A 25,573-nucleotide genomic window follows, 5' to 3' on the forward strand; every position below is an offset into this window, starting at 1 on the left:
TCCGGCTGCTGTGTGGGCTGTCCATCCTGCCACACAGCCGGTGTGGTCCTCAGCTGGCGGGGGTGGGCCCCGGATCAGTCCAGGTAGTTGCGCACCGTGTTTCGAATCGTGTCCCGGTGGAGGTAGATGTCGTCGAGCGACCCGAGAAGGTTCCGGGTTTCCTTCTTGTTCTCGTCAAAGGTTCCAAGATATTTTCTTTTCTTTGCGTTGAAGTGGAGGCGTGCTATCGGTTTCCTGTTGTTGTCGTCGAGAAATATTGCGAAATAGGACTTCGAGTCGCGGTAGGATATCCGATCCGGAGAGACCTCGCTACAGGCAATCGCCTTGACGATGCGGAATCCGTCCAGCTCCTCCAGGGTGGTGACGATTCCGCTGCTCTCGGTTTCCTCGCTCTCCTCTTCGTCACCGTCGTGGGAGGCCGTGTCGTCCGTTTCCGTCGACTGGTGTGGAAAGCTCGAGCTGAGAGCATTTTTTATTCTGCTGTTCACCTGGTCGTTCAGAAATTGGGAGCTGGCTTCGAGAACGAGTGTGGAGAACTGTTCGCGTACCCGCTTCGTGAATGATCCGCTGTACACTCTCGTTGCGAAGAAGCGAATCCAGTCGTCTTCCGGATCATGGAACTGTGTAGCCAGGATCCGTTTGATTTCGCCCAGATACCTGAGTTTCTCGGCGGCGCTGATCACCGAGTCCAGGTCGAACCAGTCCCTGCTGAGTTTGCGCAGCTCTGGGAGGAGCGTCTCGTCGACATCGGTGAGATCGAGAACGAGGAAGGGTTTTTCGTCCATACGGTTCGGGGAGTCGAGATCGGTGTAGAACTCGTAGGTGATCCCGTTGGTGAGAACTCCGATTCGAGCGTTCGTTGCGGTGAAATATCGGAATAGCTGGGAGGCGTGGTCGGTGGAGAGTGTCTCCTGCGCCTTCTTGCATTCGATGAGAATCTGCACCTCGTCATCGCGCATGATGGCGTAGTCGATCTTCTCTCCCTTTTTTGATCCAACATCCGCGGTGAACTCGGGGACCACCTCGGTGGGGTTGAAGACATCGTACCCCAGCACCGTGGAGATAAAGGGCATGACAAAAGCGGTCTTTGTCGCCTCCTCAGTCTCGGTCGCGTCAAGGTGATTGTGGACCTTAGCTGCTACCGTGGCCACTCTCTCCCGAAACTCCATCTCAACCTACCAGGTTACGGAAAACAAATCTGACCTTAGCAACACAGCTGGTCTGTGTGACCCGGGTAATCCGGTTCGTTATCCAGACGCACGGCGTTTCCCGCCGTCCGGCTGGGCGGGTGGCGGCCAGGGGGAGACAGCGCTCCCCGTGGGAGTGGACTTGGTGTTTGGTCAATAAAATAACGATTGTCGGATTTTATGGAGAATGCACACGACGGGTCCGCGGACCCGAACACTCCGGTTCGGATCCGGTCGTTCATACTCGACTCCCGGTGCATCAGCACAACGGCGGGGACGGCGGGAGGAGGCGGGACGTGGCGTACACAGCCGGGGACGAGCCGATGTCGTCGGAATCCACGGTGCGGGTGCCCCTGGAGGCACACCGTGGATCAGGGCGGGACGCGGCCGTGCTGACCGAGTCGGGCCTGGAGCTGGTGCGTGCGGCCAGCGCGGTCCGTTCCGCCGCACACCTGCGGGTGCACTGGGAGGACATTCAGGTGGTCAGTACCTGGCAACGGGTGTACCGGGAACGGTGCGGAGACTCCTTCGTGTACAGGACACGGCCAGTGCTGGATCTATACCTGCACCGCGAACCAGAGCCGGTACTGATCGACTGGGTGGACTCCACCCACCGTCCGGATCCCGAGCTGGACGGGGTGTCGGCACCCGCCCACCGGCTGCGCATCGGGGGCGAAGGCGCACAGCTGGAGGCATTCGTCCGAGGGCTGGCGACGGCTCTGGGGGAGGCACGCCCCGAGCTGTTCTACACGGGCATCCGCGCGGAGCAGTGGTTCTGCCCGGAGCATGCGGGTCCCGTCCCGTACGCGGAGCCCGCGGCCCGGCGTGCCCCGACGGCGGACGAGACACCAGCCGGCGTTGCGCGGGTCCGCTACCACCGTTGGATCGGGATCGTGCTGCTTCCGGTGTGGGCCGCGGGTACCGGGATCGCCTCCCTGGCCCTGTGGGGACCGGGCGGGACTGTGGACAATGGCAGGGTCTGGTCCGCGGTGCTGTGGTCGACTGCTCTGCTGGTGTTCGGTGGGATGCTGGGCTGGGGACTGTGGTCCGCGCCCCGCTGGCTCGCCCGAATCGAGGTGCGGGTGGACGAACATGGACTGGGGTTTGTGCAGAAGCGCCGGTGGCGACTGCCGGCGCGTCGACAACGAACTACGGTGCTCTGGTCCGAGGTACAGGCGGTGGTGGCCCGGATCGCTCCCGACGTCGGGCAGCGGCGGCTCGGGGACACCGTGCATGTCCTCGACATCTACCTGCATCCCCAGCCCGCGGAGGCCGGGGATGACCGTCCCGCCGCCGAGCAGCTGCGGGACGGCGTGGGACTGGAGCTGTCCAGCCGAGTATGCGCCGCAGCGGACACCCCCGGTCTGGCGGCGCTCGTGGCGTTCCCCGCCACCTGTCTGCGGCTGCCCTACGAGCCGTGGATCGAACAGGAGCGCGCGCACGAGTGGCGCCGGGCACACGAACAGTCTCGACTACCGCGGCCGCTCCGACCGGCCCACCTGCGCCGGGTTCTGCGTTCCTACCGGGGCGACCTCTGCTACGGATTCACTGACCTGACCGCCTGACCGGCCGCGGCCGACATCTCGCCCGGTCCCGGTGTCGCTGCTCGGCGGCCCGGAGACGGGAGCGGAACCGAACCACGTCCCGGGGCACGTCGAGGATGGCAGGATCGGTGCCCACGTGGAGACGTTCACGGTAGTCCGGCGCCCTGCGCCACCCCCATCGGCTTTTCCTCACCCCCATCGGCTTTTGAGGGCTCTGGTCGTCTGGGGGTCGGCCCCGAGGCGCCATAGCCGTCTCGGGGCCACCCAGGTCGGGCGAGGGAGCCGGGGGTGGTCGGTGGTTCGGGGTAGTGTGGCCTGCCCCTGCGCGGCTGGGGGTCGTGTGGGGTGCGCTTCACTACCCGAACGGGGTGCTGCGTTAGGGGTCAGGGTTGGCGCTGGGCCGGTACACCCCCGGCGCGGGCCGTGGCGGAAACCCCGGCCGTGCTGGCGGGTTGGTGGGCGAGGTCGGCGGTGACGGTGCGGCCTGAATTGTCGCCGCGGGAGAACCAGCGCTGTGCCAGGTGGTCCACCAGGGCGAGTCCGCGGCCGTGTTCGGCGTCGGGGTCGGGGCACCGCACGATGGGGCCTGGGGACCCCCCGCCGTCCCGGCTGGCCTCGTGCGGTGTCGCGCCGTCCGGTCGCGGGATGGTGCCGGAATCCGTGACTTCCACGCGGATGCGGCACGGTGTGAGGAGCAGGCGGAGGTGAACCCGCCCCAGGATCGCCCGCAGCCGCGCTTCGGCGGGTCCGACCGTGCCGTGGTCTCCGCTGGTGGTGTGGTGGATCGCGTTGGTGACGAGTTCGCTGACCACGAGTTGGGCATCAGTGATGGCCTCGGTGTCGGGAATCCGCGGAGACAGGATCTCGGTGACCCAGGCCCGGGCGTGGGCCACGCTGGCGGGGATGCCGGGGATGGTGTGGTGGAAGCGTTCACACATGGTTCCCACCCCCGATCGGCCGCGCCCGTGTAGGGAGCACGATGGCGGTGCCTGAGGCGGCGGCACGGAGCTGTTCGGCGAGCTGGTCGGCCTGAGCGGCACCGGGTTCCAGCAGTACCCCCAGGCGGGCGAGGCTCACGGTGGTCCACAGCTCCCGGGCGGCCCCACTGGCGTGCACCCGCGCGAGATCGCCCGCCGCCTGGTCCAGAGCCTGAACCGCCCGGTGCAACCGGTGCGTCTCGCCCAACCCCAAACCCCGGGCCTGCGCGGATTCCTGGTTCCCGGTCATGGGGTCACCACCCCCAACGGGATCGTGGGCGCGTCCGGGATGACCTTCGTCGGCACAATCGCCACCGAGCCCGGCCATTGCCCGGACTTCACCGGCGGAACCGGGCTGGCCCCGGGGCCGGGACGTATCGCCGGGCGGGACGCTGGCCCACGCCTAGCCCCGGGTGCCCCTGCCGGTACTGCGATGGGTTCCCGGTCCGCCTCGGCCTCCGGCACCACCCCCGGGATCGGGGCCACCGGCCGTGCGCCGCTCCGGGGTGGGGCCTCCAGGTTCTCCAGCCCCGCCACCACCCGCTTCAGCACCGCTGGGTTCCGCGACGCGGGCGGGCGCCACGCGTCCGCCGGCTGCGGCTCCAGAGCCGAAGCCGGAGCCGGAGCCGAGGGACCCTGTGCCCCCGGCACCCGCTTCGGCAACTTCGGCTGCGCCGGCTCAGAGTTCGGATCTGGAGCAGGCTCCGATTCGGCCCCGCCACAGGCACACGGACCCACGAAACAGGACCGCGCCTCCTCCGGCGGAAACGGACACGGATGCTCCACCGGAGTCACCGACGACCACTTACACCCCTCAACCGGGCACTGCCAGAACATCGCCGAGTGCGGCCCCGTAGGGGAGCTCTGCGTCGTCTCCAAGCGCCCACACACCAAACGGGCCTCCTGCTGGGCCACCATCCGCACATACGGACGTACCCTGTCCGCAGACCGGGACTGCCCCACCGATACCCTTGCCATGTCATCAGCTCCAATCCAACTGGCGGCCAACCCCCGGACGGGTCGACTCCGTCGCGGGGACTCTTTCTTTGCAAGATCTACGATCGCCGGATAACTAGAGCCGCGCCAGTATCCATACACCTATGCACAGATCTGAAGTTTTGGTAGTGCGCTGTAGCGCGAGTATGTATAACGGAGCACATGGCTGGAAACGAATCGCGAAATTCATGGTCACGCTGGGGCGTAGAGCTGCGACATCAGCGAGAAGTATCCAGCATGACGCAGCTGCAACTCGCCAAGGCGATGCATGTAGCGTCTCCCACTATCAGCGCTTTCGAGCGTGGGACACGAACCCCAAGACGGGAGCATTCGACTAAAGCGGACGCGGTTCTGTCTACGGGGGGACGGCTGGAGCAGCTTTGGGATGAGCTGAGCGATACGCGGCAGATTCCCGAGTCATGGCGCGACTTTGCGCAGCTTGAGCAGCAGGCCATCGAAATCCGGGAGTATCAGATGGCGTTGGTACCTGGTCTGCTTCAACACCCGGACTACGCTCGCTACATCCTTCGGCAGGGGCGGCCCTCTGAAACAGACGAGCAAGTGGCCTCGCTGGTGAAGGCGCGGACCGCACGTCTCGCGGATCTTCGTCATACCCCCCTGACCTTCGTCCTTGAGGAGATGGTCTTTAGCAGGGTCTTGGGATCGCCTGAGATCATGCGGTCCCAGATTGATCATGTGATGGGACTGATCGACAACCGCCGGATCCGCGTAGCTCTGGTTCCCTTCGTCGCACCTCTACGACCTGCACTTTCGGGTGCTTACAGGATCATGAACCTACCGAACGGACGTATTGTTGTACACATTGAACATCCTGGCGGGTTGGCCGTGCTCAGCAACTCGGCGGATGTGAATCGGCTGGTCACGCTGTTCGGTCTCCAGCAGACAGAGGCGCTGTCGTTGGGAGCCTCGCTCGACCGGATGAACGAGATTAGAAAGGCCCTCTCATGAACAAGGTCATCTGGCACAAGTCCAGCTACAGTCCGAACACCGACCCCAACTGCGTCGAATGCCGCGCGCCCGGCCCCGACCGCATGCTGCTCCGCGACTCCCAGCACCCAGAGCTGGGCCACCTCGACCTCCCCTCCCACGAATGGACCGCACTGCTCCACGCCGTCCGCACCGGCGAGGTGTAACCACGAGTGGGCCGGGCACCAGAAACTTCGAACACCGCCCGGCCCCGCGCTGACGGGAACACTCCTGGAGACACCAGGCACTCGTCCAGCTACAGCCAGCCCGTGAGTGGGCAATGGGTGGAGGTCGCCGCCGACCTGCACAGGGCCGCCGTGCGGGACTCTAGGTGTGTCGGCGGGTGGCTGTGCCGATCAGGGTGCCGACATGGTCGGTTTGCGGTGCTGGTTCCACCCACACGTGTGCGTGTGCGAACCCCGCGCTGTGGAGGAGCTGCTCCCACTCGTCCGGGGTTGCGGCCCACTGGTGCAGCCATACCCGCCGGCCACGGAAGCCGGCTCCGTACATCCCCTGCGGGCCGGACGTGCCCGGGACCGGTTCCGCGTGGGAGAACACCAGGCGTCCGCCCGGCCGGATCCGATCATGCACCAGCGGCAGCAGCTCGTGGGGATCGCAGAACCAGACCGCTGCCCACACCGAGTAGATCGCATCCCACACCTGGCCAGTACCGCGCAGGAACTCCATAGCCTCGCCCTGGTGGAACTGTGCACCCAATGGCTCCCACTGGTTGCGCGCCTGCTCCACCTGAATGGGGGAAACATCGATGCCTTCGGCCTTGACCCCAGCGCGGGACAGGGCAGCGACCGCAATCCCGCGCCCACACCCCAACTCCAGGGCTGTCTCCGGTTCACCGAGGAGTTCACGGCCGGGGCCGTGGTGCTCCCACTGGGTCCAGCCGAACGCGGCATCCAGGTCGGATTCGGCGGTGACCCCGCTGGCGTAGCGGTCCCAGTACTCGGTGACGGTGGAGGTTGGGTTCGCCATGAGTGCCCCTTGAGCGCGCAGTGACAGGACGCGGCTCACGGTAGCGCGGTCTCTCTGTGGGGCGCGGGCAAACCCAGCACGGGGCCACCACACCACGGTGCGGTGGCCCCTCACTCTCGGATGCTAGTGACAGTTGCTTCCTGGGTGGCACGGCGAGCACTTGGCCGCATCCCGGGCCCACAACGGCCAGTCGATGACGAACCCGTTGGCCTCGATCACGTGTGCCGTGCGCTCAACGGTCCCGTCGTACTTGAAAGCGATCTCGGGCACGTGGTGCATGAACCCGGTGAACCAGCGGTCGCAGAACTCGGCATAGTGGCGGGTGTCCAGGATGAAGTTGTGTACCGCGATATCCACCAGGGGGCCACAGCCAATCTCCAGGCCCTGACCCCACTTCTCCATGGCGGTGATCAGGTAGGCCACGGCCTGGCCAAAGCAGCGCGTGGCCATCACGCTGTCCCACGGGTGGTCGCGGGTGAGTAGGAGGATCTGGCGGTCCCACACCTCGGTGGGCACGAAGTCACGCGGATCACGGGACACAGTGGGGATGGCGGGGGTGTCCACGGTCGTGGTCATCATTCACCTCTTCCGGTTGCCCGGCGGCGGGAATGCCGCCGTCTGGTGATTCCAGACAACGCCGCGGCCGTGGAGCGCATCAATGCGCGCGTGGTGAGCACACATTGCCCTCGACGGCAATATTGAGCACGCGCGCTACGGGGTAAGGTCTACCCTCCCACCCTCAGGAGATCGCTGTGCCGGTCAGCCGCGCGACCCGCGCCCAGCTCGCACGCGAAGCCGCTCGTATCCGCGCCGAGCACCAGCGCGCCGGTGCCCCCGTGCCCGCCATCACTGCACAGATCACCCGCGAGCTTCCTCTGTCTGCGCTGGAGGCGTGGCGGCTCGCCTACGGATGGTCGCGCCGGCATGTCGTCGAAGCTGTCGGCGAGGTCTATCGCGTCGAAGGTCTCGCCACGCCCGGCCTGACCACGGCGATGCTGTGCCGGTGGGAGCACGGCCAGGCCCGCCCGGGTCCCGAATACATCCACGCCCTGGCACAGGTGTACGGGACCATGCCGACACGACTCGGTCTTGCCCTGCCCGCAGGCGGGCTTGATTGGTACGGTCAGCGGATACCGCAGCCGCGACAGGAGCCCCAGATGCCCTCCGAGTACCCCGAGCTGGTGGCCGTTGCTGACAGCATCGGGCTACACGGAGCCGATACCGGGGCATACCTGGCCGAGAACGCCCTGGACTTCTACGCGGCCCGCTACAGCGACTTCCCACCCCACATCCTGGCCAGGGAGGTAGCCCGTTGCCGCAGCCTGCTCATGCACCACCAGGACACGGACACCCGACGCGTCCTGGGTTGGCTCTCAGCGTTACTGGGCAACCTCGCCCACCACACCGCCGACCCGGCAGGCGCACTCATCCACCTGGGCACCGCTGCTCGCATCGGGGAACAGGTCGGCGACGCCAGACTGACGGGATGGGCGGTGGGCGCCCAGTCCATGGTGACCATGTCCCAAGATCGGCCCACTGATGCACTGGACTTGGCCGACCACGCTGCCCAGTACGCCACCACCCCGCTGCGCCGCGCCCAAGTCACTGCGTGGTGCCGACTGCGTCCCCTCGCTGCCCTGGGCGACACGGCCGGGATGGCCGAAGCCATCCGCCAGGCCCGCCGGGACATGGACGCCAGCGCGGACGCACCAGGTCGGTTCGGGTTCGACCAGCCCGAATTCGAGCTGCACGTGGCCGAAGCCCAACTCGCGCACCATCCCGCCGCAGCACGCGAGCACGCAACAGCCTCCGCAGGTCTCAAGCGCGTGGGCTCACCCGGCTGGGCCGCAGCCATCGCGGTACACGCACGCGCCGAGGCAGCCCACCACCAGACCCAGGACGCGGTCGGGCTGGCGGAGAACCTACTTGACGCGGTCCCGGCCGACGCGCTGCGCGCCAACACGGTGACACGACTACAGCACCTCGCGGATGACCTGTCGGGCCAGCCTGCGGCGCGCGGCCTGACTGAACGTATCCGGGCGCTCGGATGACCATCCATGCATGCCAAAGCCGGTAATGCCGTAAGCCTGGTCACCCGGCGCTACTGTGGGACGATCGCGCCGCTGGAAGGAATCACCGATGCATGATGTTCGCGCGCTGCTCGACCTGGGGGACGAGGCCGTCCGAAAGTTGGCCCGTCGTGGCTATGCGCTGGACCTCTCGGTGTTGTCCGACCTCCAGGATCGCCGCAACCAGAGCATCTATTCCGCGGATGAGCTGCGGGCCGAATCCAAGCGGGTGGCCAAGCAGGTCACCGAGGCGGCGCGTGCCGGCGAGGATGTCACCGAGCTGAAGGAGCATGCCCGCCAGCTCAAGGAACAGATCCGCGAACGTGAGCAGGAGCAGGAGCGGATCCAGCAGGAGCTGCGGGAGTTCGTGCTCGGGATTCCAAACCTCCCGCTGGACTCCGCACCCGAGGGTGATTCGGAGGACTTCGCTGTTGAGTTGCGCAAAGTGGGGACTCCGCCCGCGTTCGACTTCGATCCGAAGGATCACGTCGATCTCGGCGAGGCCATGGGGATCTTCGACTTCACCCGGGCCACCAAGCTGTCTGGCCCCCGCTTCAGTATCACCCGCGGTGTCGGCGCTGCGCTCGAACGGGCTCTGGCCTGGTTCTTCCTGACCCTGCATACCCAGCGGCACGACTACGTCGAGTACGGCGTGCCCTTCCTGGTCACCCCGACGACGATGACCGGAACCGGGCAGCTTCCCAAGTTCGAGGAGGACCTGTTCAAGACGGGGGTGGCCGACCGGGACCTCTACCTGATTCCCACCGCTGAGGTGCCCCTGACCAACCTGTTCGCCGACGAGATCCTCGCCCCGGCGGACCTGCCGCTGGGTCTGACGGCGCACACTCCCTGCTTCCGTTCCGAAGCCGGCTCCTACGGCCGGGACACCCGCGGAATCTTGCGTCAGCACCAGTTCGCGAAGGTGGAGATGGTTCGTGTCTGTGCCGCGGAGGACTCCCAGTCCGAGATGGACAAGATGGTCTCCCACGCCGAGACCTGCCTGAAAGAGCTGGACCTGGCCTATCGGGTGGTGGCGCTGGCGGCCGGAGACATGGGCTTCTCCGCGCAGCTGACCCACGATCTTGAGGTGTGGCTGCCCAGCCAGAACACCTACCGGGAGATCTCCTCGGTCTCCGATTGTGGCACCTTCCAGGCACGCCGCGCGGGGATCCGCACGCGCACCGTCGAGGGAAAGACCACCCCGGTGGCCACACTCAACGGCTCGGGCATGCCGATCGGCCGCACAATGGCGGCAATCCTGGAACAGAACCAGCAGCCCGACGGCTCGGTGATCCTCCCCGAAGCCCTCGTCCCCCATCTTGGGTTCCGCCGGATCGGCCCGGACGGCACACCCCAGGAGTAGCGCGTGCTCGTCGGAATCTGTGACTTCCCCGGCAGCTACCACTTTCCACCACACGGATACAGCGGAATCGAACGATGGCTGTGGGCCACCGCCCTCGGCGCACGCGCTGCCGGCGCCGAGGTACATCTCCTGGGCCCGCTCTGGCGCACCGAGCTGGCTGAAGATTGGCCCATCATCCCGTTGCGGTTTGAGGACGTACCCCAGGGCAGCGCGGCAGATGGACTGCCCTCCGCCGGAGGAGATCCTGGTGCAGTGGCACGAGCACATGCACCACATGGGTTACCTCGATCCCTGATACGCAACAGCGTCCGCAGGTCTCAAGCGCGTGGGCTCACCCGGCTGGGTCGCGCCCTTCTTCTGTGCCCGTTCGGCTTTGCGGCGCAGTTGGTTGTAGGCGCCGGCCAGGCCCATGGCTTTGCGAACCTCGGCGAGGACCTGTTGGACCTCCCGGCGGGTGCGCTCGGTGCCCTCCACGATGATCTGGTCCACCAGGCCAGGCTGGGTCTCAAAGGAGGCGCGGCGCTGTCGGATGGGGTCGAGGAACCGGTTCAGGGCCGCAGCGAGCTGGTCTTTGACCTCGACGTCGCCGACCGTGCCCGCCCGGTAACGCTCCTTGAGCTCGGCCACCTCGGCCGGATTGTCGTTGAACGTGTCGTGGTAGACGAAGACCGGGTTGCCCTCGACCGTTCCGGGGACGTCGGCGCTTACTCGATTGGGGTCGGTGTACATCGCCGAGACCTTCTTACGGACTTCCTCTGCGCTGTCGGACAGGTAGATGACGTTACCGAGGGACTTGCTGGCCTTGGCTTGGCCGTCCGTGCCGACCAGGGAGGACACCTCGCTGGTGATGAGTTCGGGGATGGGGAAGGTCTCGCCGTAGAGGTGGTTGAACCGTCTGGCGATCTCCCGGGTGACCTCGATGTGGGCGTGGTTGTCCTTGCCGACTGGGACGGCGTTGGCCTTGACGCAGAGGATGTCGGCGGCCTGGAGGACCGGATAGCCCAGCAGCCCGTAGGGCATGTCGGTTTCCTTGTCGGCGTCACGCGCCATGTCCTTGAGACTGGGGATGCGTTCCAGGCGCGCCACCGTGACCAGGTTCTGGAACAGGGTGTTGAGCTCGCCGATCTCCGGAATGGCGGACTGGAGGTAGAACGTCGCGCGTTCGGGCTCGATGCCTGCGGCCAGCGCGTCGAGCACCATCTGGCGGGCGTTGCCCGAGACCTGGTCGATGTCGGCACGGGTGTTCTTGGTGGTGAGCATGTGCAGATCAGCGATGATGAACCAGGACTCGTACTGGTGTTGCAGCCTGACCCGGTTGGCGATGCTGCCCACGTAGTGGCCCAGGTGCAGCTTTCCGGTGGGCCGGTCTCCGGTGAGCATCCGCTGATCTGTCATGACGGCGGAGTCCTTCGCCAGAGGTCGGTCGTGGGTGTGCACGCGTCACGGGCAGCCCGGAATAGTGTCCGCGATCGCATCGATAACCGGGGCGACCGTGGGAACGTCGATCACGTGGAGCTGAATCCACCCGGGTAGCTCCCAACGGTGACCATCGCGATACCGGGCGTTCCGCGCCCGAAGTCTATCGACAACCGGTTGGTACCAACCCGCGAGATTCAGCAACAGGAAGTTCGCCTGGCTGGGGACGTAGTCGATGCCGCGCTCGTCGAGTTCGGCACCCAGGCGCGCACGGGCGGTGCAGTTGGCCTGGATCGTCTGGTCAACGCGGGGAGGATCAGCCAATGACACGCTGGCTGCCGCGGTGGCCAGCGCGGCGAGGGCGTACGGTAACCGCTGCTGGCACAGCCGTGCGGCGGTGGCCGTGGCGGTCAGGACGTAGCCAACGCGTGCCCCCAGCAGGCAGTGGGCCTTCGACAGGGTGCCGACGGCCACGATTTCCGAGTGCGCCTCCATAAAGTCGGCGTAGGCCAGGTCCAGCAGCAGTCGGGCGCCGCGGGGCAACCGGGGGACCAGGTGCTGGATGATCGCATCGAGGAATACGGCGGCGCCAGAGACCGAATGTGGTAGCTCGATGACCACGAGCGCTGTGCGCTCCCCAATCGCGCGCTCCGTTCTGCCGCGCACGTGCGGGGGCGCCGCAGCGGATACCCCCGGACTGTCGGCGCTCGTGGCGTTCCCCGCCACCTGTCTGCGGCTGCCCTACGAGCCGTGGATCGAACAGGAGCGCGCGCACGAGTGGCGCCGGGCACACGAACAGTCTCGACTACCGCGGCCGCTCCGACCGGCCCACCTGCGCCGGGTTCTGCGTTCCTACCGGGGCGACCTCTGCTACGGATTCACTGACCTGACCGCCTGACCGCCTGACCGCCTGACCGTCCGCGGCCGACATCTCGCCCGGTCCCGCACCGCCGACACGGGACCCGTGCCCGATTGGCCCGGGGGTGGGTGCCGTTCCCGCAGGGCCGGCGCCCACCCACGCGGGGCGAGCCACGCCCCGGCGTCAGCTCCGGGGCCGGTAGAGCACGGCGTCGACCTCGATCTCGAAGCCGGGCAGGTTGGCGTGCAGGGTGGTACGCGCGGGCGGCTCGGTGGGGAAGTACTCCGCGAAGATCTCGTTCATTGCCGCGAAGTTGTCCAGGTCGAGGAGGTACACCCCGACACGGACCGCATCGGCGAGGCTGGCCCCGGACGCTGTCGCAACCGCGGAGAGGTTGTCGAAGGTGGCCCGAGCCTGGGGCTCGAATCCACCCGGAGTTAGCGAACGGTCGAGGCGGTGTGGGGTCGCCCCCGCCAGATAGACGAAGTCTCCCGCCACCACCGCCTGCGAGTACGGCCCTCCGGGTGGGGCGGCGTCCTGGGTGTGGACAACGCGCTTGCTCATGTGGAACCTTTCCGTTTCTCCGGGGCTGGATCTCCGGGGCTGTGCCGCGTTGAACGCGGTTCGAGCCAGAGTCAGAACAGGGTGCGCACGGCGTCGATCACGCGGTGGCGCGTGTCGAGCACGGGGATCAGCGGCCACTTGTCGAAGACCGTGCATGGATGGGACAGGCCGAGCTCCACCACGTCCCCGATCCGTGGTGTGGTCGTCGTCCCATCCGCATGCTCGGTGTCGATGTCGAGGAATCCGTGGTGGTCATTGAGTTCGACCAGGCGCACTCCCCTGCCGACGGGCAGGCGTTGTCCCGCGCGGTGGATCGCGCGCACGATGGGCAGATCGAGGTCGAAGGACACGTCCCGCTTCCCGGCCCCCACGAGGGCGCGTCCCGGCTCGGGGTAGGACAGGACCCGGGCGAAACAGCTGAGTGCCGGGCGCAGCGGCTCGGTGTCGGCCCCGGAACGCAGGGGTGAGGCACGTTCCAGGAACAGGTCGTCGTGGGTGACGTAGCAGCCCGAGCGCAGGACCCGGCGCAGTGGGAGCGACAGTGCAGGCGGTTCCGGCCGTGTCTGTTCCCGGGGGCGTTCTTCGGGGGTGGTTCCCGCGTTCGGGTCCTGCCGCGGACCGGGGCCCGCGGGCAGCTGAGCGAAGGCGTCGGCCACGAGGTCGGGGTAGGCACTACCACCCGCGGTGACGATCACCTCCGGGTGTTCGGAGAACAGTCCGGCGTGGTCGGCCCGGTACACGAATTCGCTGAGACGTTCCAGCCAGGCGCGGGCCTGTCGTGGAGCGTCGGTGTCCCGTCGTTGGGGCAGAACCCCTTCGTAGCCCTCCACCCCGGCCAGGGTCAGGTGTGCGCTGCGTGCGACGCGACCGGCAAGTTCCAGGGCATCGTCCAGACTGCGGACCCCGGTCCGTCGCCCCGCGACCCCCAGCTCGACCAGCACCGGCACTGGCTGGGGAGCATCGGCGAGTGCCTGTTCCATCCGCTCCACCGCGTCTGTGGAGTCCACGAGGCACAGCACAGTGACCCCGGGATCGGCGTTGGCTGCGCCGAGCCAGGCCACAGCTGCCGGATCGAGAACCTCGTTCGCGATGAGGATGCGGGCAACACCGAAGCGATACATGATCCGGGCCTGTGCGGCCGTGGCGGCGGTGATGGCCCAGGCACCGCGGTCCAGCTGGGCCTGCCACAGTTGCGGTGCCATCGTGGTTTTGCCGTGCGGAGCTAGATCCAGTCCGCGTTCGGCACACCAGCGGGCGAACCGGTCCAGGTTGTGTTCCAGCTCTGCGGCGTGCAGTGTCACCGCCGGCAACCACAGTTCTTCCAGGTGCGCGCCGTCCGCACGGAGCTGCGCGGGGCTGGCGGGGCTCGTCGGCAGGGACCGGGCCTCCACCGGCTGGGAGTCCAGACCCGTCAGGGCCGAGCTGCGGCCCGGGTTGGGAAGCGGGGATGCGGAGGGTGTGGTCACGTGGCTGCTCCAGGGCGAGGGAAGGGTTCGTCGAAGTCGTCCGGGTGGTCCAGGCGCGGTGTGGCCAGGCGGATCCGCTCCAGCCGGGTGTCCTCGGCGCGTTGCTGGGCGGGACTCAACGGTATCCAGGGGTCCGGGCCTGCGGCGGTGTCGGGCGCGAGCAGCCGGCCGTGTCGGTAGGTCGCGGTGTTGGTCAGGCGCAGGGGGGCGGTGCGTGTGCCGCCGTGCACGTCGACGACGGGGACGTCGCCTGCGTCGACGTGGAACACCGCGATGTCGGCCGGAGCGCCCGGGCACAGCGTGCCGGCGTCGATTCCCACGACCTGGGCCGGGCGCAGAGTGGCGGCAGCCACGGCCGTGGGCAGGTCCCAACCCACGGCCAGGAGCTTGGTGAGGACGGTGGGGAGGTCGAAGGCGGGGCCGTGCACCGAGCGGGCGTGCAGGTCGGTGGAGACGATGGGCTGGACGCCGGCCGCCAGTTCCACCTCCAGGACCTCAAAGTCCAGGGCGCCCGATCCGTGCCCGAGGTCGAAGACCACGCCCCGGTCTCGGGCCGCGCGGGTCGCCTCGCTGAGCTGACCTCCGGTGACGAGGCCGGTGGCGACTCCGGTGGCACAGTGCGTGAGGATGTCCCCCTCCGCGAGCAGAGGCAGGATCTCCGGCACGGCTGGCGGCCCGTAGCCGACGTGCACCATCAGGGGGCGGCGCAGTAGCCGTGCGAGGCGGATAGCGCGCCGGAGCGGCTCCAGGCCGTTCGGGCCGACCGTGTTGGCGTCGATACGGGCCTTGACCCCGACGACGAAGTCTCCCTGTCGCGCTGCTGCATGGGCGGCGGTATCCACGTCCAGATTGGCCAGATGGTGGTGTTCCCCGGTCTCGGCAACCAGCCCGACACCGGAGACGTTCATCAGGGCGTGGACCCGCGCCTGCGCCGGCTCGGCAACGTGGCGGCGTAGCCCGTCGATCCCGTAGGCGCCGGCGGATCCCGCATCGATCCAGGTTGTCACGCCGGTGCGCCATGCGAGCGGGTTCGGGTCCACGCCCCAGTAGCTGGCGCCGTGCCACAGATGGGTGTGCATATCCACCAGCCCCGGGGTGATCAGGTGGCCGGTGACGTCGGTGACCTGGAGCGCGTCCTGTGCCGGGAGCTGCGGGCCGACGTCGGCGATCGTTCCGGCGTGTACGGCCACATCCAGCCGACCATCCGTTCTCGTGGCCGGATCGATGACCCGCCCGCCCCGCAGCAGCAGGTCCCACATGGTGTCTCCCGCCCCCATCCGCATGCTGCACACAACGCAACACTGTTGCGTATTTGTCACCATGTTGAATAGCATCCCCCCGGAGCGGGGGTCAATGCCCGGCTGGGAACGGCAGGAGTTGCGGGTGCACCAGGAGCCAGAACCAGAACCCGACGCCACGGCGGGGCCCTCCGTCGATGTTGCGTGCGTCGGGGAGACGATGGCTCTCCTGGTCCCCGAACCGGGCGGTGCTGACCCGGCCCGTCGGTACCGGCTGGACGTCGGCGGGGCGGAGTCCAATGTGGCGGTGCACCTGGCTCGGCTCGGGCACAGGGTGTCCTGGCACAGCGTCCTCGGCGCGGACGAATTCGCCCAGCACATCACCACGCACCTCACCGAGGAGGGGGTGCACTGCGTGGTGCGAACCGATCCGCAGCGCTGTACCGGTCTCTACGTCAAGGAGATCACTCCAGGCGGCACCCAGATGCGCTACTACCGTGCCGGCTCGGCGGCATCCACGCTCGCCCCGGACGACGCCACCGGGATCTGGGGCCGGGCTCCTCGACTGGTGCACACCACCGGAATCACCGCGGCACTGTCCACGGACGCCACCGCCCTGGTGCGCACCCTACTCCGCGACGTTCCAGTCGATGCCCCGGTGGGGGAGAGCGCGTCGCCGGGGCAGGGGCCGAGCCCCGGGCCACTGCGCAGCTTCGACGTGAACTACCGGCCGGCCCTGCACGGCTCCCCACGGTGCGACAGCAGCCATAGCCAGCACCCTCAGCACCCTCTGGGCAGCCCGCCGACGGCGGGTGCACCTTACGACGGAGAGGCCACTGCTCCGGAGTACGCCGCTCTGCTGCACCATCTGGCGCAGTCCGCGGATGTTGTCTTCTGCGGGCTGGACGAAGCCGCGGCCCTGTGGAACACCTCCACCGTGACGGAGGTGCGCGCGCTGCTGGATCGGCCGGATCTGGTGGTGGTCAAGCAGGGAGCCGACGGGGTGACCGCGCTGGGGCGCACGGACGTGCACGCCGTGCCGGCTCCGCAGGTGGAGGTGGTTGAACCGGTGGGGGCCGGGGACGCCTTCGCCGCGGGAGTTCTACACGGGCTCCTGTCCGGCGCCGGTATCCGCGAGTGTCTCGCGGTGGGGACACGGCTGGCCGGTACGGTGCTCGGGGTTGATGGCGACGTGCCCCCACGTGCGGCCCCGGCGGGTGGCCGGATCCCGCAGCCCGGAGGGGACCCGGTTCCCCGAAACCGGGTCGAGGAAGGAACAGCGGATGTCGAGTAGCGTGGAGCGGGCGTTGCACGTGCTCGTGGAGCTGGCCGATGGCCCGATCACCATCAGTGAAGTGGCCCGGCGGCTGGAGGTGCACCGCACCACCTCCCTGCGGCTGCTACGCACCCTGGAGGACGAGCATTTCGTTCGCCGTACCGCGGACGGTCGCTATCGGATCGGTCCACGGATGGTGACGCTGGCCCATGCTGCCCTGGAAGGGTTGGACGTGCGGAGTGCCGCCGGCAGTCACCTGCGGGAACTTGGTGCGGCCTGCGGCCATACTGTGCACCTTGCCGGCCTCGAGGGGGGCCAGGTGATGTACCTGGACAAGGTCGAGTCCCGTCATGCGGTGCGGATGTACTCCCGCATCGGTGCGCTGGCCCCCCTGCACGCCACCGGGGTCGGTAAGGCAATTCTTGCGGCCATGTCGAAACAGGAGCGGAGCTCGCTGCTGGGCGCCGAACCGTTCGGGCGTTACACATCGAACACCCGCACCACTCATGCGGCGTTGGAGTCGGACCTGGTCCAGGCGGCCGCCCTCGGCTGGGTCCTGGATGACTATGAGCATGAGGAGTTCATTCACTGCATCGCGGCTCCGGTTCGCGACGCCTCCGGCGGAGTCACCGCCGCGGTGTCGATATCGGCGCCCGGCTTTGTCCTGGACCGTCCGGGGCTGCTGTCCCTCGTCGACGATCTCACCACCACCGCCACCCGGATCAGCGAGGAACTTGGATGGGACAGCCCATGACCCGCGCGGACAGCGGAAGTACGCAGGCATCGGACACCGGGGCCCGCTCGGCCTGGGCGGACTTTTTCGCCGGGGAGTTCGCCGAGATGCCACTCGTGGTGATTCTGCGCGGTGTGGCGGAACGCCAGGCGCTTGCCACGGCCCGCGCCGCCTGGGCGGCCGGGATCCGGCTGGTGGAGGTCACCGTGGAGACCCAGCAGGGGCTGGCAACACTGGAGACCCTGGCCCGGGCGGCGCCGCGGGGTGTTCCCGTGGGGGCGGGAACCGTCACTACTCCCGCCTTGCTGGAACGGGCCGTCGCGGCGGGGGCGGGTTTCGGCGTGGCCCCCGGACTGGATGTGGACACGGTGCAGGCCGCGGACCAGCAGGGACTTCCGTTCCTCCCGGGCGTTGCCACACCCACCGAGGCGGGTAACGCGTTTCGGCTGGGACTTCGCGCAGTCAAAGCCTTTCCGGCCTCGGTGCTGGGGCCGCGATGGGTGCGGGCCCTGTCCGGGCCGTTTCCGCAGCTGCGGATGGTGGCGACCGGGGGTGTCACCCAGGACACCGCACCCGACTTCCTGAGTGCTGGCGCCCTGGCCGTCGGGGTTGGGCAGACCTCGGCCACCCCGGACACGCTCCCCACCCTCGTTGAGGCGGTGGCACCCTGGGCCGTCCGCTCGCGCCCGGGAGTCCACTGACCTCCCGGGCGCGAGCGGTGTCGCGTGCGCGCGTCCCCCGCGTTTCGGGTCCGTCGCCTCAGATCACCGTCTGGAGCGTTGTGAGTAGGCTCGCGTCACAGTCAGCGGCACGCATGCGGTCGACGGTGTCGGCATTGCTCAGGAGTAGGGCCAGCTCGCGTAGGGCTGCGGTGTGGGCGCCGGGCTCGGTGACGGCGAACGGGACGAGCAAGTCAACGGGATCGTTGCTGTCGTGTCCGAACAGCACCGGAGTCTCGAGGGTCACCAGGGCCAGCCCCGGCCGCAGCACCCCGGCCCCGGGGCGGGCATGCGGCAGGGCGATTCCCGGTGCGACCACGATGTAGGGGCCATGTTCGCGGATCACGGTAGACATCTCGGTGACGTAGTCCTCGGTGCATACCCCGGCGCGTACCAGTAGCTCTCCGGACACGGACACGGCTTCCCTCCAGTCGGCAACGGCGCGCCGGGCCTGTACCCGTGCCGGGTCCCGAAGATCACTCAGCCAGGTGACGTTCGGGCTGTCCTGGGCCATTGGCGCACTCCTTAACGGTGCGGAGGGCAGATATCGCTCAGGGTGAGCGAGATTCGCAGTGAGGTCAAGAGAGCTTTCCGGTTTCGGCCACATCACATACCCGTATTCCAGTCATATTGATTCGGGTGTTTCCGCTCGGCGCACACACCAACCGCTCGTCGTCCACCCGGCGCGCGCTCGGCGCGCGGCGGACACGTCCGGCGCTCATCGCGGTGCAGCTACTCCAGTCCTCCTCGTGTTGCTGCTTACAGTGCCGCGTAATCCAGATCACATATCCCCCGTGAAGGAGGCGGAAGTGACCAGCACCCGAGCGGAGGCGCCGGAGGGCGCCGCGGCTGGCTCGGACCGTGCCGACATCGGCACGGCCGCCGTGGCCATGCACGCGGACCCCCGGTTCCGGGCGCTGCGGCGTCGCCTTACCGTATTCATCTTCCCCATGAGCATCGCGTTCATGGCCTGGTACCTGCTTTACGTGATCATGTCGGGCTACGCGCGGGACCTGATGAGCGTGGTGCTCTTCGGCTCGGTCAACCTCGCCCTGCTGTTCGGACTGCTCCAGTTCATCAGCACCTTCGGCATCGCGCTGGTCTATTCCCGATACGCCGCACGTCGGCTCGATCCGCTGTCCACCGAGCTGCGGGTGGAGCTGGAGAACGGCGACGCAGCGGGAGCCGGTGTCGCATCCGCGGACAACCGGGACGCTGAACCCACCACGATGCGGGAGGCAGGCGCATGATCCTGGCAGCCGAAACCGACGCGGGACGTGGCGTCACCATCACCCTGTTCCTGCTCATGGTCGCGGCCACGCTGTACGTCACGGTCTGGGCCAGCCGGCGTACCCGTTCGGCCACCGACTTCTACTCGGGTGGACGCGGGTTCTCCGCGTGGCAGAACGGCATGGCCATCGGCAGTGACTACATGTCCGCGGCCTCGTTCCTCGGCATTGCCGGGATGATCGCGTTGTCCGGCTACGACGGATTCCTGTACTCCATCGGGTTTCTCGTGGCCTGGCTCGTGGCGCTGTTGCTGATCGCCGAGCTGCTGCGCAATTCCGGACGCTTCACCATGGCCGACGTGGTGTCCTACCGCATGCGGCAACGTCCGGTACGAACCGCCGCAGCCTTCTCCACCATTACCGTGTCGATCTTTTACCTGCTGGCACAGATGGTGGGGGCCGGGGCCCTGATCGCACTGCTGCTGGGGATCCGGGAAGGGGAAACCTTCCTGGGGATGGACGCCGACACCGCGAAGATCGTGGGCATCGTCGTGGTCGGGATCCTCATGATTACCTATGTCTCGCTCGGGGGCATGAAGGGCACCACCTGGGTCCAGATCATCAAGGCCGGTGTGCTGATGAGCGGTGCGGCCCTGCTGTCGCTCCTGGTGCTCTCGATGTACGGGTTCAACCTGAACGCGCTGATGACCGATGCCGCCACCGCCAGCGGCGAGGGGCGGTCCTTCCTCGAACCGGGCCAGGTCTACGGCGTGGAGGTCGCCGGCGATCCCCTCCAGACCCTGTGGAACAAGTTGGACCTGATCAGTCTGGGACTGGCGCTCGTGCTGGGGACGGCCGGACTTCCGCACATCCTGATCCGGTTCTACACCGTGCCCAACGCCAAGGCAGCGCGTACCTCCGTCAACTGGGCGATCGGGCTGATCGGGACCTTCTACCTGCTCACCCTCGTGCTCGGATTCGGAGCCGCGGCGATCGTGGGACACGACGCGATCAGCGCCCAGGACTCCGCGGGTAACACCGCCGCGCCGCAGACTGCCGAGGCGGTTGGCCAGGCCTTGGGCGGAGTCGGCCTCGGTGCGATTCTGCTCGCCTTCATCGCCGCGGCCGCGTTCGCCGCCATCCTGTCCACCGTCGCGGGGCTGACCCTGGCCTCCTCCTCGTCGCTCGCGCACGACTTCTACGGCAAGGTGATCCGCCGCGGTAAGACCACCGAGGCCGAGGAGATGCGCGTAGCCCGAATCGCGGCCGTCGGTATCGGCGTGATCGCCATCTTCCTGTCGGTGTTCGCGCAGAATCTCAATGTAGCCTTCCTGGTTGCGCTCGCGTTCGCGATCGCAGCGTCGGCGAACCTGCCCACCCTGCTGCTGAGCCTGTTCTGGAAACGGTTCAACACCGCGGGTGCCGTCGCGGGAATCTACGGCGGCCTGGTCAGCGCCGTGGGTCTCGTCTTCTTCTCGCCTGTCGTCTCGGGGACCGAGGACTCCCTGTTCGGGGCCGGAGTCGACTTCGCCTGGTTCCCACTGGAGAACCCGGGACTGGTCTCCATCCCGCTCAGCCTGGTCTGCGCGGTTATCGGCACGGTGTGCTCGACGGAACGGGACGTCGACGGCTTCGCCCGGCTCCAGGTGCGGGCGCTGACCGGGGCCGGGGCCGCGGGGCCCGACCGGGGATGAGCTCCGCAGGGCTGCCCGCCACCCTCGCCGCCGCACCCGACGGCCAGGGCTCCCGGGCAGCCCTCCGGGGACCGCCGCCACGCCAGTGGCCATCGTGACGCCCACCGGCCGGCGTGGTGGCGGGACGTTGTGGGGCCGGGTGTTCCCGTCGCCCGGCCCCTGTCCAGCTGCTCCGTGGATGCGGATGGTTCCGGACCCCGGGCCCCGCGAGCGGCTGCGATACCGTGAGGCCGTGTCGAACGGCTGGTGGCAGCACCTACGCCGCGCCCTACTGCCCATGCGGCTCACCTGGCCGGACTGGTACAGCGCGCGCACCCCGAAACGCGACAACGCCGTCACCCTGCTGCGTCAGGCCCAGGCGATCGACGCCGACCTCCAGGACGGCCTCCACGGCCGACAGGCCGCAGGGGCGGCGCGCCGACTGTGCCGCATTCTCGCCCTGGACGCGCTCGTACTCGCCGATCTGGACGGTCCCGTGGCCCAGCACGGCACCCTTCCGGCCGATGCGGACGTTCCCGCCCTGCTCGCCCGCGTCTACGGGCACGGCCGCACCGTGCGGCAGCCGCCGTTGTGTGCCGTTCCCCTTCTCGTCGCGGACGAACTCGCCGGATGCCTTGTGGCCTGCGGGGACGTCTCCGCAACGGAGCTGGAGAGCGCGGCCGGCCTTGTGGCAGAATCCCTGGACCACGCCGCACTACGCAGGACGCGAGACCGGATCGCGGCCGCGGACCTGCGCACCCTGCGGGCCCAGATCTCTCCCCATTTCGTGCACAACGCGCTCGCCGCGATCGCCGCACTCATTCATACCGATCCGGACCAGGCCCGACAGCTCCTCAGCGACTTCGCCGACTATCTCCGCTACAGCTTCTCCGTCGAAGGTGACTATGTCACTGTGGCCACGGAGCTCCAGGCCATCCAGACCTATCTGGAGCTCCAGCGCGCCCGGTTCCCCGAACGGCTGAACGTAACCGTGCGGATGGCACCCGAGGTTCTGCCGGTCGCGGTTCCGTTCCTGGTGGTGCAGCCGATCGTCGAGAACGCGATTCGGCACGGGCTGGAACCGAAGACCGAACCGGGAACCATCGCCGTGTCCGGATACGGCGAGGGGCCGCTGTGTGTGATCGAGGTCGAGGACGACGGTGTCGGCATGGACCCGGAACTGGCACGCGCCATCCTCGCCGGTACCGGCCCCGCGGCCCGCGGGGTGGGGCTCGCCAACGTCGACCAGCGGCTGCGCACTGTCTACGGTCCCGAATACGGCCTGGTCATCGAGACCGCGCCGGACAGTGGGACGAAGGTTATGATTCGGGTTCCGCGGTATATGCGGGGGGTGGTTGCCTCGTGAGTTCGACAGGCCCGACACTGCGCTGTCTCGTCGTGGAGGACGAGACCGGAACCCGGGAGGAGCTAGCCGGGCTACTGCGTTCCATGCCCGAAATCGTTGACGTGACCACGGCTGCGACCGGTGCCGATGCGGTACGCCTGCTCGGTACCCACGAGTTCCACGCGGCTTTCCTGGACATTCTGATGCCCGGGTTGGACGGGATGGACGTCGCCCGTGTCCTCAGTAACCTGGCTCGCCCGCCCGCCATCGTGTTCGTCACCGCCTCCGAGGCCCACGCCGTGGACGCTTTCGGGGTCGGGGCCGTGGACTACCTGTTGAAACCGATCCGTGCGGAACGTCTGGCCGAGGCGGTTTCTCGCATTCTTGCCCTGCGGCGGCCCGACCCCGTCCCCGATCCGGACGACGAGCTCGACGTGGTCCAGATCGAGGTCGGCCGGCGTACCGTGTTCGTGCGCCGGGACGACATCCAGTTCGTCGAGGCCCAGGGAGACTATGTGCGACTGTGTACAGCCGAGGACTCCCACCTGATCCGGCTGTCGCTGTCCTACCTGGAGGACATCTGGGCGTCGGCCGGGTTCACCCGCACCCACCGCGGTTATCTGGTCGCGGTGCCCTGGGTCCGTGACCTGCGGGTGACGAACTCGGCCGGCCTGGTCGCGGTGACTCCCGCCGGGGACGTTCCGGTCAGCCGTCGGCACACGCGGGCCCTGAAGGAGCGGCTGTTGGCCGCCGCCCGCGAGAGCCACCCCATGACGCGTGGAACCGGGGGATCCACAGCGTCCAGGCCCCGGGGGGAGGAGTGACGGCACAGCGACGCACACGGGTCACCAGCCCACAGACGCGGATCGCGTTGGCCCGTCGGCATCGCGGCGGTCAACACCTCCTGCGGGTCCCGGCCCCCGCCGATACGGAGCGCGCCCGGCTGGTCTTCCTCGCGCAACGTCGACGGGCCGTGGGCAGCATGCTACTGCTCGCGCTGGTGCTCTTCGGACTGAGCGGGCTGGTGGCCTTCGTCCCGGCGTTGGGGGAGCTGCGGGTGGCGCAGTTCCCCCTGTCCTGGCTGCTCGTCGGAGTGGTGGCATACCCCGTGCTGGTGACCCTGGCCATGTGGCACGTCCGCGCGGCCGAACGGATCGAGCGCACCGCCGGACCCGGCGGAGCCGTGCCCGGGGATCCGGGTGGGGCCGGGCCGTGACGGCCGTACTCGCGATCGGGCTGGTGGTCCTCGCCAGCCTCGCCATCGGGGTGTACGGCGTGCGCGCCGCCCGCAGCACCCCGGACTTCCTGATCGCCTCCCGCCAGGTCGGGCCTGGATACAACGCGATGGCGATCGCCGGAGAGTACCTCTCGGCCGCCTCCATTCTCGGGCTGGCCGGCCTGCTGCTGAAGAACGGCCTCGGGACCCTGTGGTACGCCGTGGGGTTCACCGCCGGATATGTCGCGGTCGCGGCGCTCGTGGCGGGGCCGATGCGCCGCTCCGGTGCCTACACGGTTCCGGACTTCGCCGAGTACCGCCTGGGAACCTCCCGCATCCGCAAGCTGTGCGGCTGCATCGTCCTCGTGATCATGCTGCTGTACCTGGTTCCCCAGTTCAAAGGTGCCGGTGTGGTGTTCCAGCTGGTCAGCGGCACACCGTACTGGGTGGGGGTCGTCCTTGCCGGACTCGTCGTCAGTGCCTCCATCGCGGCGGGCGGAATGCGGTCGGCCACCTACGTGCAGGCCTTCCACTACGTCCTGAAACTCACGTTCATCGCGGTGCCCGCCGTGTACCTGATCGTGCAGGCGGGCACCGACACCCGAACCGAGGCCCTGCACCCGGAACCGGGAACCGTGTTCGAACAGACCACGGTGGTGGAGTTCACCGTGGACACCACATTCGTGGTGCACGAACCGACGACGGTGCGGGACGGCCAGGGCCAGCCCCACCGTCTGGAGCCGGGCAGCCACACGGTCGCCGGGGACGAACAACGGGTCTTTCCCGCCGGCGCTGCCGTGCCGCATCCCCAGGGGCTGCCCGACCTGGGCGGGGAGCAGTGGAGCACGCCCCTGCTCGATATCGACGGTGGACACCCCCTGGTCGGCACCTGGTCCACCCTGATGGCGTTGACCCTGGGATGCATGGGGCTGCCGCACGTCGTCATGCGGTTCCACACCAGCCCCACGGCCCGCACGGCGCGCCGGGTCGCTGTGGGGGTGATCGCCCTGCTGGGGGTGTTCTACCTGTTCCCGGCGGTGTACGGGCTGCTGGGCCGGGTGCTGACCCCGCAGCTGGTGCTGACCGAGGCCACCGACACGGTCGCTGTAGCCCTACCGGCACAGGCGGTCCCAGGATCCCCTGGCGTCGTGCTCACCGCGCTCGTGGCTGCCGGAGCATTCGGAGCCTTTCTGTCCACCTCGTCCGGTCTCCTGCTCGCGCTGGCCGGGGGACTGTCCCATGACCTGTTCAGCGGAAGTGTGCCGCGGCTGCGGCTGGCCGTGGTCGTGGGCGCCCTGCTGGCGGTACTGTTGGCCCTCCCCACGGCACGCCTGGACATCAACGTCCTCGTTGGTTGGGCGTTCGCGGTGGCGGCATCCACCTTCTGTCCCCTGCTCGTGTTGGGGATCTGGTGGCGGCGTCTCACCGTGGTCGGGGCCAGTGCCGGTCTCGTGGTGGGCGCGGTGACCGCGACGGGTGCCGTGTCCACCGCACTGGTACTGGACCCGAGCCCGGGCTGGGCAGCGATGCTGCTGGCGCAGCCGGCGGCCTGGACCGTACCGCTGGCGTTCGCCACGATGATCCTGGGCTCGCTCGTCGGGCGGGCGCCGGACTGGTCCGAGCACGCGGTGCTGCGGCTGCACACCCCGCGACATCCCGGTCCGGAGTCCGGGTGAGCACGGTGCGGGCGTCTGGGGCGGCGCCCGCACTCGCGCGCGGGAATGCCCTG

Annotated in this window: 26 protein-coding genes; 15 read left to right on the top strand and 11 right to left on the bottom strand. The window is 68.2% G+C overall.

Features of this window, described 5'->3' with window-relative positions; all coding sequences use genetic code 11:
* Positions 1 to 74: 74 nt before the first annotated feature.
* Positions 75 to 1,169, bottom strand: coding sequence for a type I restriction endonuclease (locus RIF23_RS15010; protein WP_310913155.1), 1,095 nt, complete (start codon positions 1,167 to 1,169; stop codon positions 75 to 77).
* A gap of 314 nt (positions 1,170 to 1,483) precedes the next feature.
* On the opposite strand from RIF23_RS15010, the gene RIF23_RS15015 reads away from it, so the two are divergent.
* Positions 1,484 to 2,752: a hypothetical protein gene (locus RIF23_RS15015; RefSeq protein ID WP_310913156.1), complete on the top strand. Its 1,269-nt coding sequence runs from the start codon at positions 1,484 to 1,486 to the stop codon at positions 2,750 to 2,752.
* A 362-nt stretch (positions 2,753 to 3,114) separates the two neighbouring features.
* Here the strand turns inward: RIF23_RS15015 and RIF23_RS15020 are convergent, their stop codons facing one another.
* Complete coding sequence (locus RIF23_RS15020; RefSeq protein WP_310913157.1) at positions 3,115 to 3,669, bottom strand: ATP-binding protein; 555 nt, start codon at positions 3,667 to 3,669, stop codon at positions 3,115 to 3,117.
* Positions 3,662 to 3,958 carry a hypothetical protein gene (locus RIF23_RS15025; RefSeq protein WP_310913158.1) on the bottom strand — a complete coding sequence of 99 codons (297 nt, stop codon included), beginning with the start codon at positions 3,956 to 3,958 and terminating at the stop codon, positions 3,662 to 3,664. The genes RIF23_RS15020 and RIF23_RS15025 overlap by 8 nt, the downstream gene beginning before the upstream one ends.
* 983 nt (positions 3,959 to 4,941) lie before the next feature.
* Here RIF23_RS15025 and RIF23_RS15030 point away from each other — a divergent pair.
* Together RIF23_RS15030 and RIF23_RS15035 are read left to right on the top strand one after the other, a co-directional pair.
* Positions 4,942 to 5,673 (top strand): helix-turn-helix domain-containing protein, encoded by a 732-nt coding sequence (locus RIF23_RS15030; RefSeq protein WP_310913159.1) that lies wholly within the window; start codon positions 4,942 to 4,944, stop codon positions 5,671 to 5,673.
* Entirely contained in the window at positions 5,670 to 5,858 is a 189-nt protein-coding gene (locus tag RIF23_RS15035) for a DUF397 domain-containing protein (RefSeq protein ID WP_310913160.1), read from the top strand. The genes RIF23_RS15030 and RIF23_RS15035 overlap by 4 nt, the downstream gene beginning before the upstream one ends.
* Before the next feature lie 160 nt (positions 5,859 to 6,018).
* Here the strand turns inward: RIF23_RS15035 and RIF23_RS15040 are convergent, their stop codons facing one another.
* Together RIF23_RS15040 and RIF23_RS15045 are read right to left on the bottom strand one after the other, a co-directional pair.
* Positions 6,019 to 6,678 carry a class I SAM-dependent DNA methyltransferase gene (locus RIF23_RS15040; RefSeq protein ID WP_310913161.1) on the bottom strand — a complete coding sequence of 220 codons (660 nt, stop codon included), beginning with the start codon at positions 6,676 to 6,678 and terminating at the stop codon, positions 6,019 to 6,021.
* 123 nt (positions 6,679 to 6,801) lie between these two features.
* Positions 6,802 to 7,257 (bottom strand): glycine-rich domain-containing protein, encoded by a 456-nt coding sequence (locus RIF23_RS15045; protein ID WP_310913162.1) that lies wholly within the window; start codon positions 7,255 to 7,257, stop codon positions 6,802 to 6,804.
* Between the two features lie 173 nt (positions 7,258 to 7,430).
* On the opposite strand from RIF23_RS15045, the gene RIF23_RS15050 reads away from it, so the two are divergent.
* Both RIF23_RS15050 and serS read left to right on the top strand, forming a co-directional pair.
* Entirely contained in the window at positions 7,431 to 8,729 is a 1,299-nt protein-coding gene (locus tag RIF23_RS15050; RefSeq protein WP_310913163.1) for a helix-turn-helix transcriptional regulator, read from the top strand.
* Positions 8,730 to 8,817: 88 nt separating this feature from the next.
* Positions 8,818 to 10,110, top strand: a complete 1,293-nt coding sequence (gene serS, locus RIF23_RS15055) for a serine--tRNA ligase (RefSeq protein WP_310913164.1) — start codon at positions 8,818 to 8,820, stop codon at positions 10,108 to 10,110.
* 279 nt (positions 10,111 to 10,389) lie between these two features.
* On the opposite strand, the gene trpS is transcribed toward serS, so the two are convergent.
* Positions 10,390 to 11,505, bottom strand: a complete 1,116-nt coding sequence (trpS, locus tag RIF23_RS15060; protein ID WP_310913165.1) for a tryptophan--tRNA ligase — start codon at positions 11,503 to 11,505, stop codon at positions 10,390 to 10,392.
* Between the two features lie 45 nt (positions 11,506 to 11,550).
* Entirely contained in the window at positions 11,551 to 12,147 is a 597-nt protein-coding gene (locus RIF23_RS15065; protein WP_310913166.1) for an aminotransferase class I/II-fold pyridoxal phosphate-dependent enzyme, read from the bottom strand.
* Here RIF23_RS15065 and RIF23_RS15070 point away from each other — a divergent pair.
* Positions 12,140 to 12,424 (top strand): hypothetical protein, encoded by a 285-nt coding sequence (locus RIF23_RS15070; RefSeq protein ID WP_310913167.1) that lies wholly within the window; start codon positions 12,140 to 12,142, stop codon positions 12,422 to 12,424. The genes RIF23_RS15065 and RIF23_RS15070 overlap by 8 nt on opposite strands.
* 144 nt (positions 12,425 to 12,568) lie before the next feature.
* Here RIF23_RS15070 and RIF23_RS15075 read toward each other — a convergent pair whose 3' ends face one another.
* From RIF23_RS15075 to RIF23_RS15085, 3 genes are all read right to left on the bottom strand, one after another.
* Positions 12,569 to 12,949, bottom strand: coding sequence for a RidA family protein (locus RIF23_RS15075; RefSeq protein WP_310913168.1), 381 nt, complete (start codon positions 12,947 to 12,949; stop codon positions 12,569 to 12,571).
* Positions 12,950 to 13,020: 71 nt separating this feature from the next.
* Complete coding sequence (locus tag RIF23_RS15080; protein ID WP_310913169.1) at positions 13,021 to 14,415, bottom strand: alanine racemase; 1,395 nt, start codon at positions 14,413 to 14,415, stop codon at positions 13,021 to 13,023.
* On the bottom strand, positions 14,412 to 15,674 hold the full coding sequence (locus RIF23_RS15085) for an amidohydrolase/deacetylase family metallohydrolase (protein WP_310913170.1): 1,263 nt from the start codon (positions 15,672 to 15,674) through the stop codon (positions 14,412 to 14,414). Before RIF23_RS15085 ends, RIF23_RS15080 begins: the two co-directional genes overlap by 4 nt.
* A gap of 124 nt (positions 15,675 to 15,798) precedes the next feature.
* On the opposite strand from RIF23_RS15085, the gene RIF23_RS15090 reads away from it, so the two are divergent.
* The 3 genes from RIF23_RS15090 to RIF23_RS15100 are packed head-to-tail and all read left to right on the top strand — an operon-like array spanning position 15,799 to position 18,363.
* On the top strand, positions 15,799 to 16,947 hold the full coding sequence (locus tag RIF23_RS15090; RefSeq protein WP_310913171.1) for a sugar kinase: 1,149 nt from the start codon (positions 15,799 to 15,801) through the stop codon (positions 16,945 to 16,947).
* Positions 16,937 to 17,683, top strand: a complete 747-nt coding sequence (locus RIF23_RS15095) for an IclR family transcriptional regulator (protein ID WP_310913172.1) — start codon at positions 16,937 to 16,939, stop codon at positions 17,681 to 17,683. The genes RIF23_RS15090 and RIF23_RS15095 overlap by 11 nt, the downstream gene beginning before the upstream one ends.
* Positions 17,668 to 18,363: a bifunctional 4-hydroxy-2-oxoglutarate aldolase/2-dehydro-3-deoxy-phosphogluconate aldolase gene (locus RIF23_RS15100; protein WP_310913173.1), complete on the top strand. Its 696-nt coding sequence runs from the start codon at positions 17,668 to 17,670 to the stop codon at positions 18,361 to 18,363. Before RIF23_RS15095 ends, RIF23_RS15100 begins: the two co-directional genes overlap by 16 nt.
* A gap of 58 nt (positions 18,364 to 18,421) precedes the next feature.
* Here RIF23_RS15100 and RIF23_RS15105 read toward each other — a convergent pair whose 3' ends face one another.
* Entirely contained in the window at positions 18,422 to 18,895 is a 474-nt protein-coding gene (locus RIF23_RS15105) for a PTS sugar transporter subunit IIA (protein WP_310913174.1), read from the bottom strand.
* 355 nt (positions 18,896 to 19,250) lie between these two features.
* On the opposite strand from RIF23_RS15105, the gene RIF23_RS15110 reads away from it, so the two are divergent.
* The 6 genes from RIF23_RS15110 to RIF23_RS15135 all read left to right on the top strand — a co-directional run bounded on the left by RIF23_RS15110 (position 19,251) and on the right by RIF23_RS15135 (position 25,520).
* Positions 19,251 to 19,631 carry a DUF485 domain-containing protein gene (locus RIF23_RS15110; protein ID WP_310913229.1) on the top strand — a complete coding sequence of 127 codons (381 nt, stop codon included), beginning with the start codon at positions 19,251 to 19,253 and terminating at the stop codon, positions 19,629 to 19,631.
* The gene (locus RIF23_RS15115) at positions 19,628 to 21,304 is read left to right on the top strand and encodes a solute symporter family protein (protein WP_310913175.1); all 1,677 of its coding nucleotides are present in this window, start codon (positions 19,628 to 19,630) and stop codon (positions 21,302 to 21,304) included. Before RIF23_RS15110 ends, RIF23_RS15115 begins: the two co-directional genes overlap by 4 nt.
* A 343-nt stretch (positions 21,305 to 21,647) precedes the next feature.
* Positions 21,648 to 22,649 (top strand): sensor histidine kinase, encoded by a 1,002-nt coding sequence (locus tag RIF23_RS15120; protein ID WP_310913230.1) that lies wholly within the window; start codon positions 21,648 to 21,650, stop codon positions 22,647 to 22,649.
* The gene (locus RIF23_RS15125) at positions 22,646 to 23,452 is read left to right on the top strand and encodes a LytR/AlgR family response regulator transcription factor (protein ID WP_310913176.1); all 807 of its coding nucleotides are present in this window, start codon (positions 22,646 to 22,648) and stop codon (positions 23,450 to 23,452) included. The genes RIF23_RS15120 and RIF23_RS15125 overlap by 4 nt, the downstream gene beginning before the upstream one ends.
* The gene (locus RIF23_RS15130; RefSeq protein ID WP_310913177.1) at positions 23,449 to 23,844 is read left to right on the top strand and encodes a hypothetical protein; all 396 of its coding nucleotides are present in this window, start codon (positions 23,449 to 23,451) and stop codon (positions 23,842 to 23,844) included. Before RIF23_RS15125 ends, RIF23_RS15130 begins: the two co-directional genes overlap by 4 nt.
* Positions 23,841 to 25,520, top strand: a complete 1,680-nt coding sequence (locus tag RIF23_RS15135) for a sodium/solute symporter (protein ID WP_310913178.1) — start codon at positions 23,841 to 23,843, stop codon at positions 25,518 to 25,520. The genes RIF23_RS15130 and RIF23_RS15135 overlap by 4 nt, the downstream gene beginning before the upstream one ends.
* The last annotated feature ends 53 nt before the right edge of the window (positions 25,521 to 25,573 follow it).

Origin of the sequence: Lipingzhangella rawalii, from assembly GCF_031628175.1 — a bacterium.
Taxonomy (GTDB): Bacteria; Actinomycetota; Actinomycetes; order Streptosporangiales; family Streptosporangiaceae; genus Lipingzhangella_A; species Lipingzhangella_A rawalii.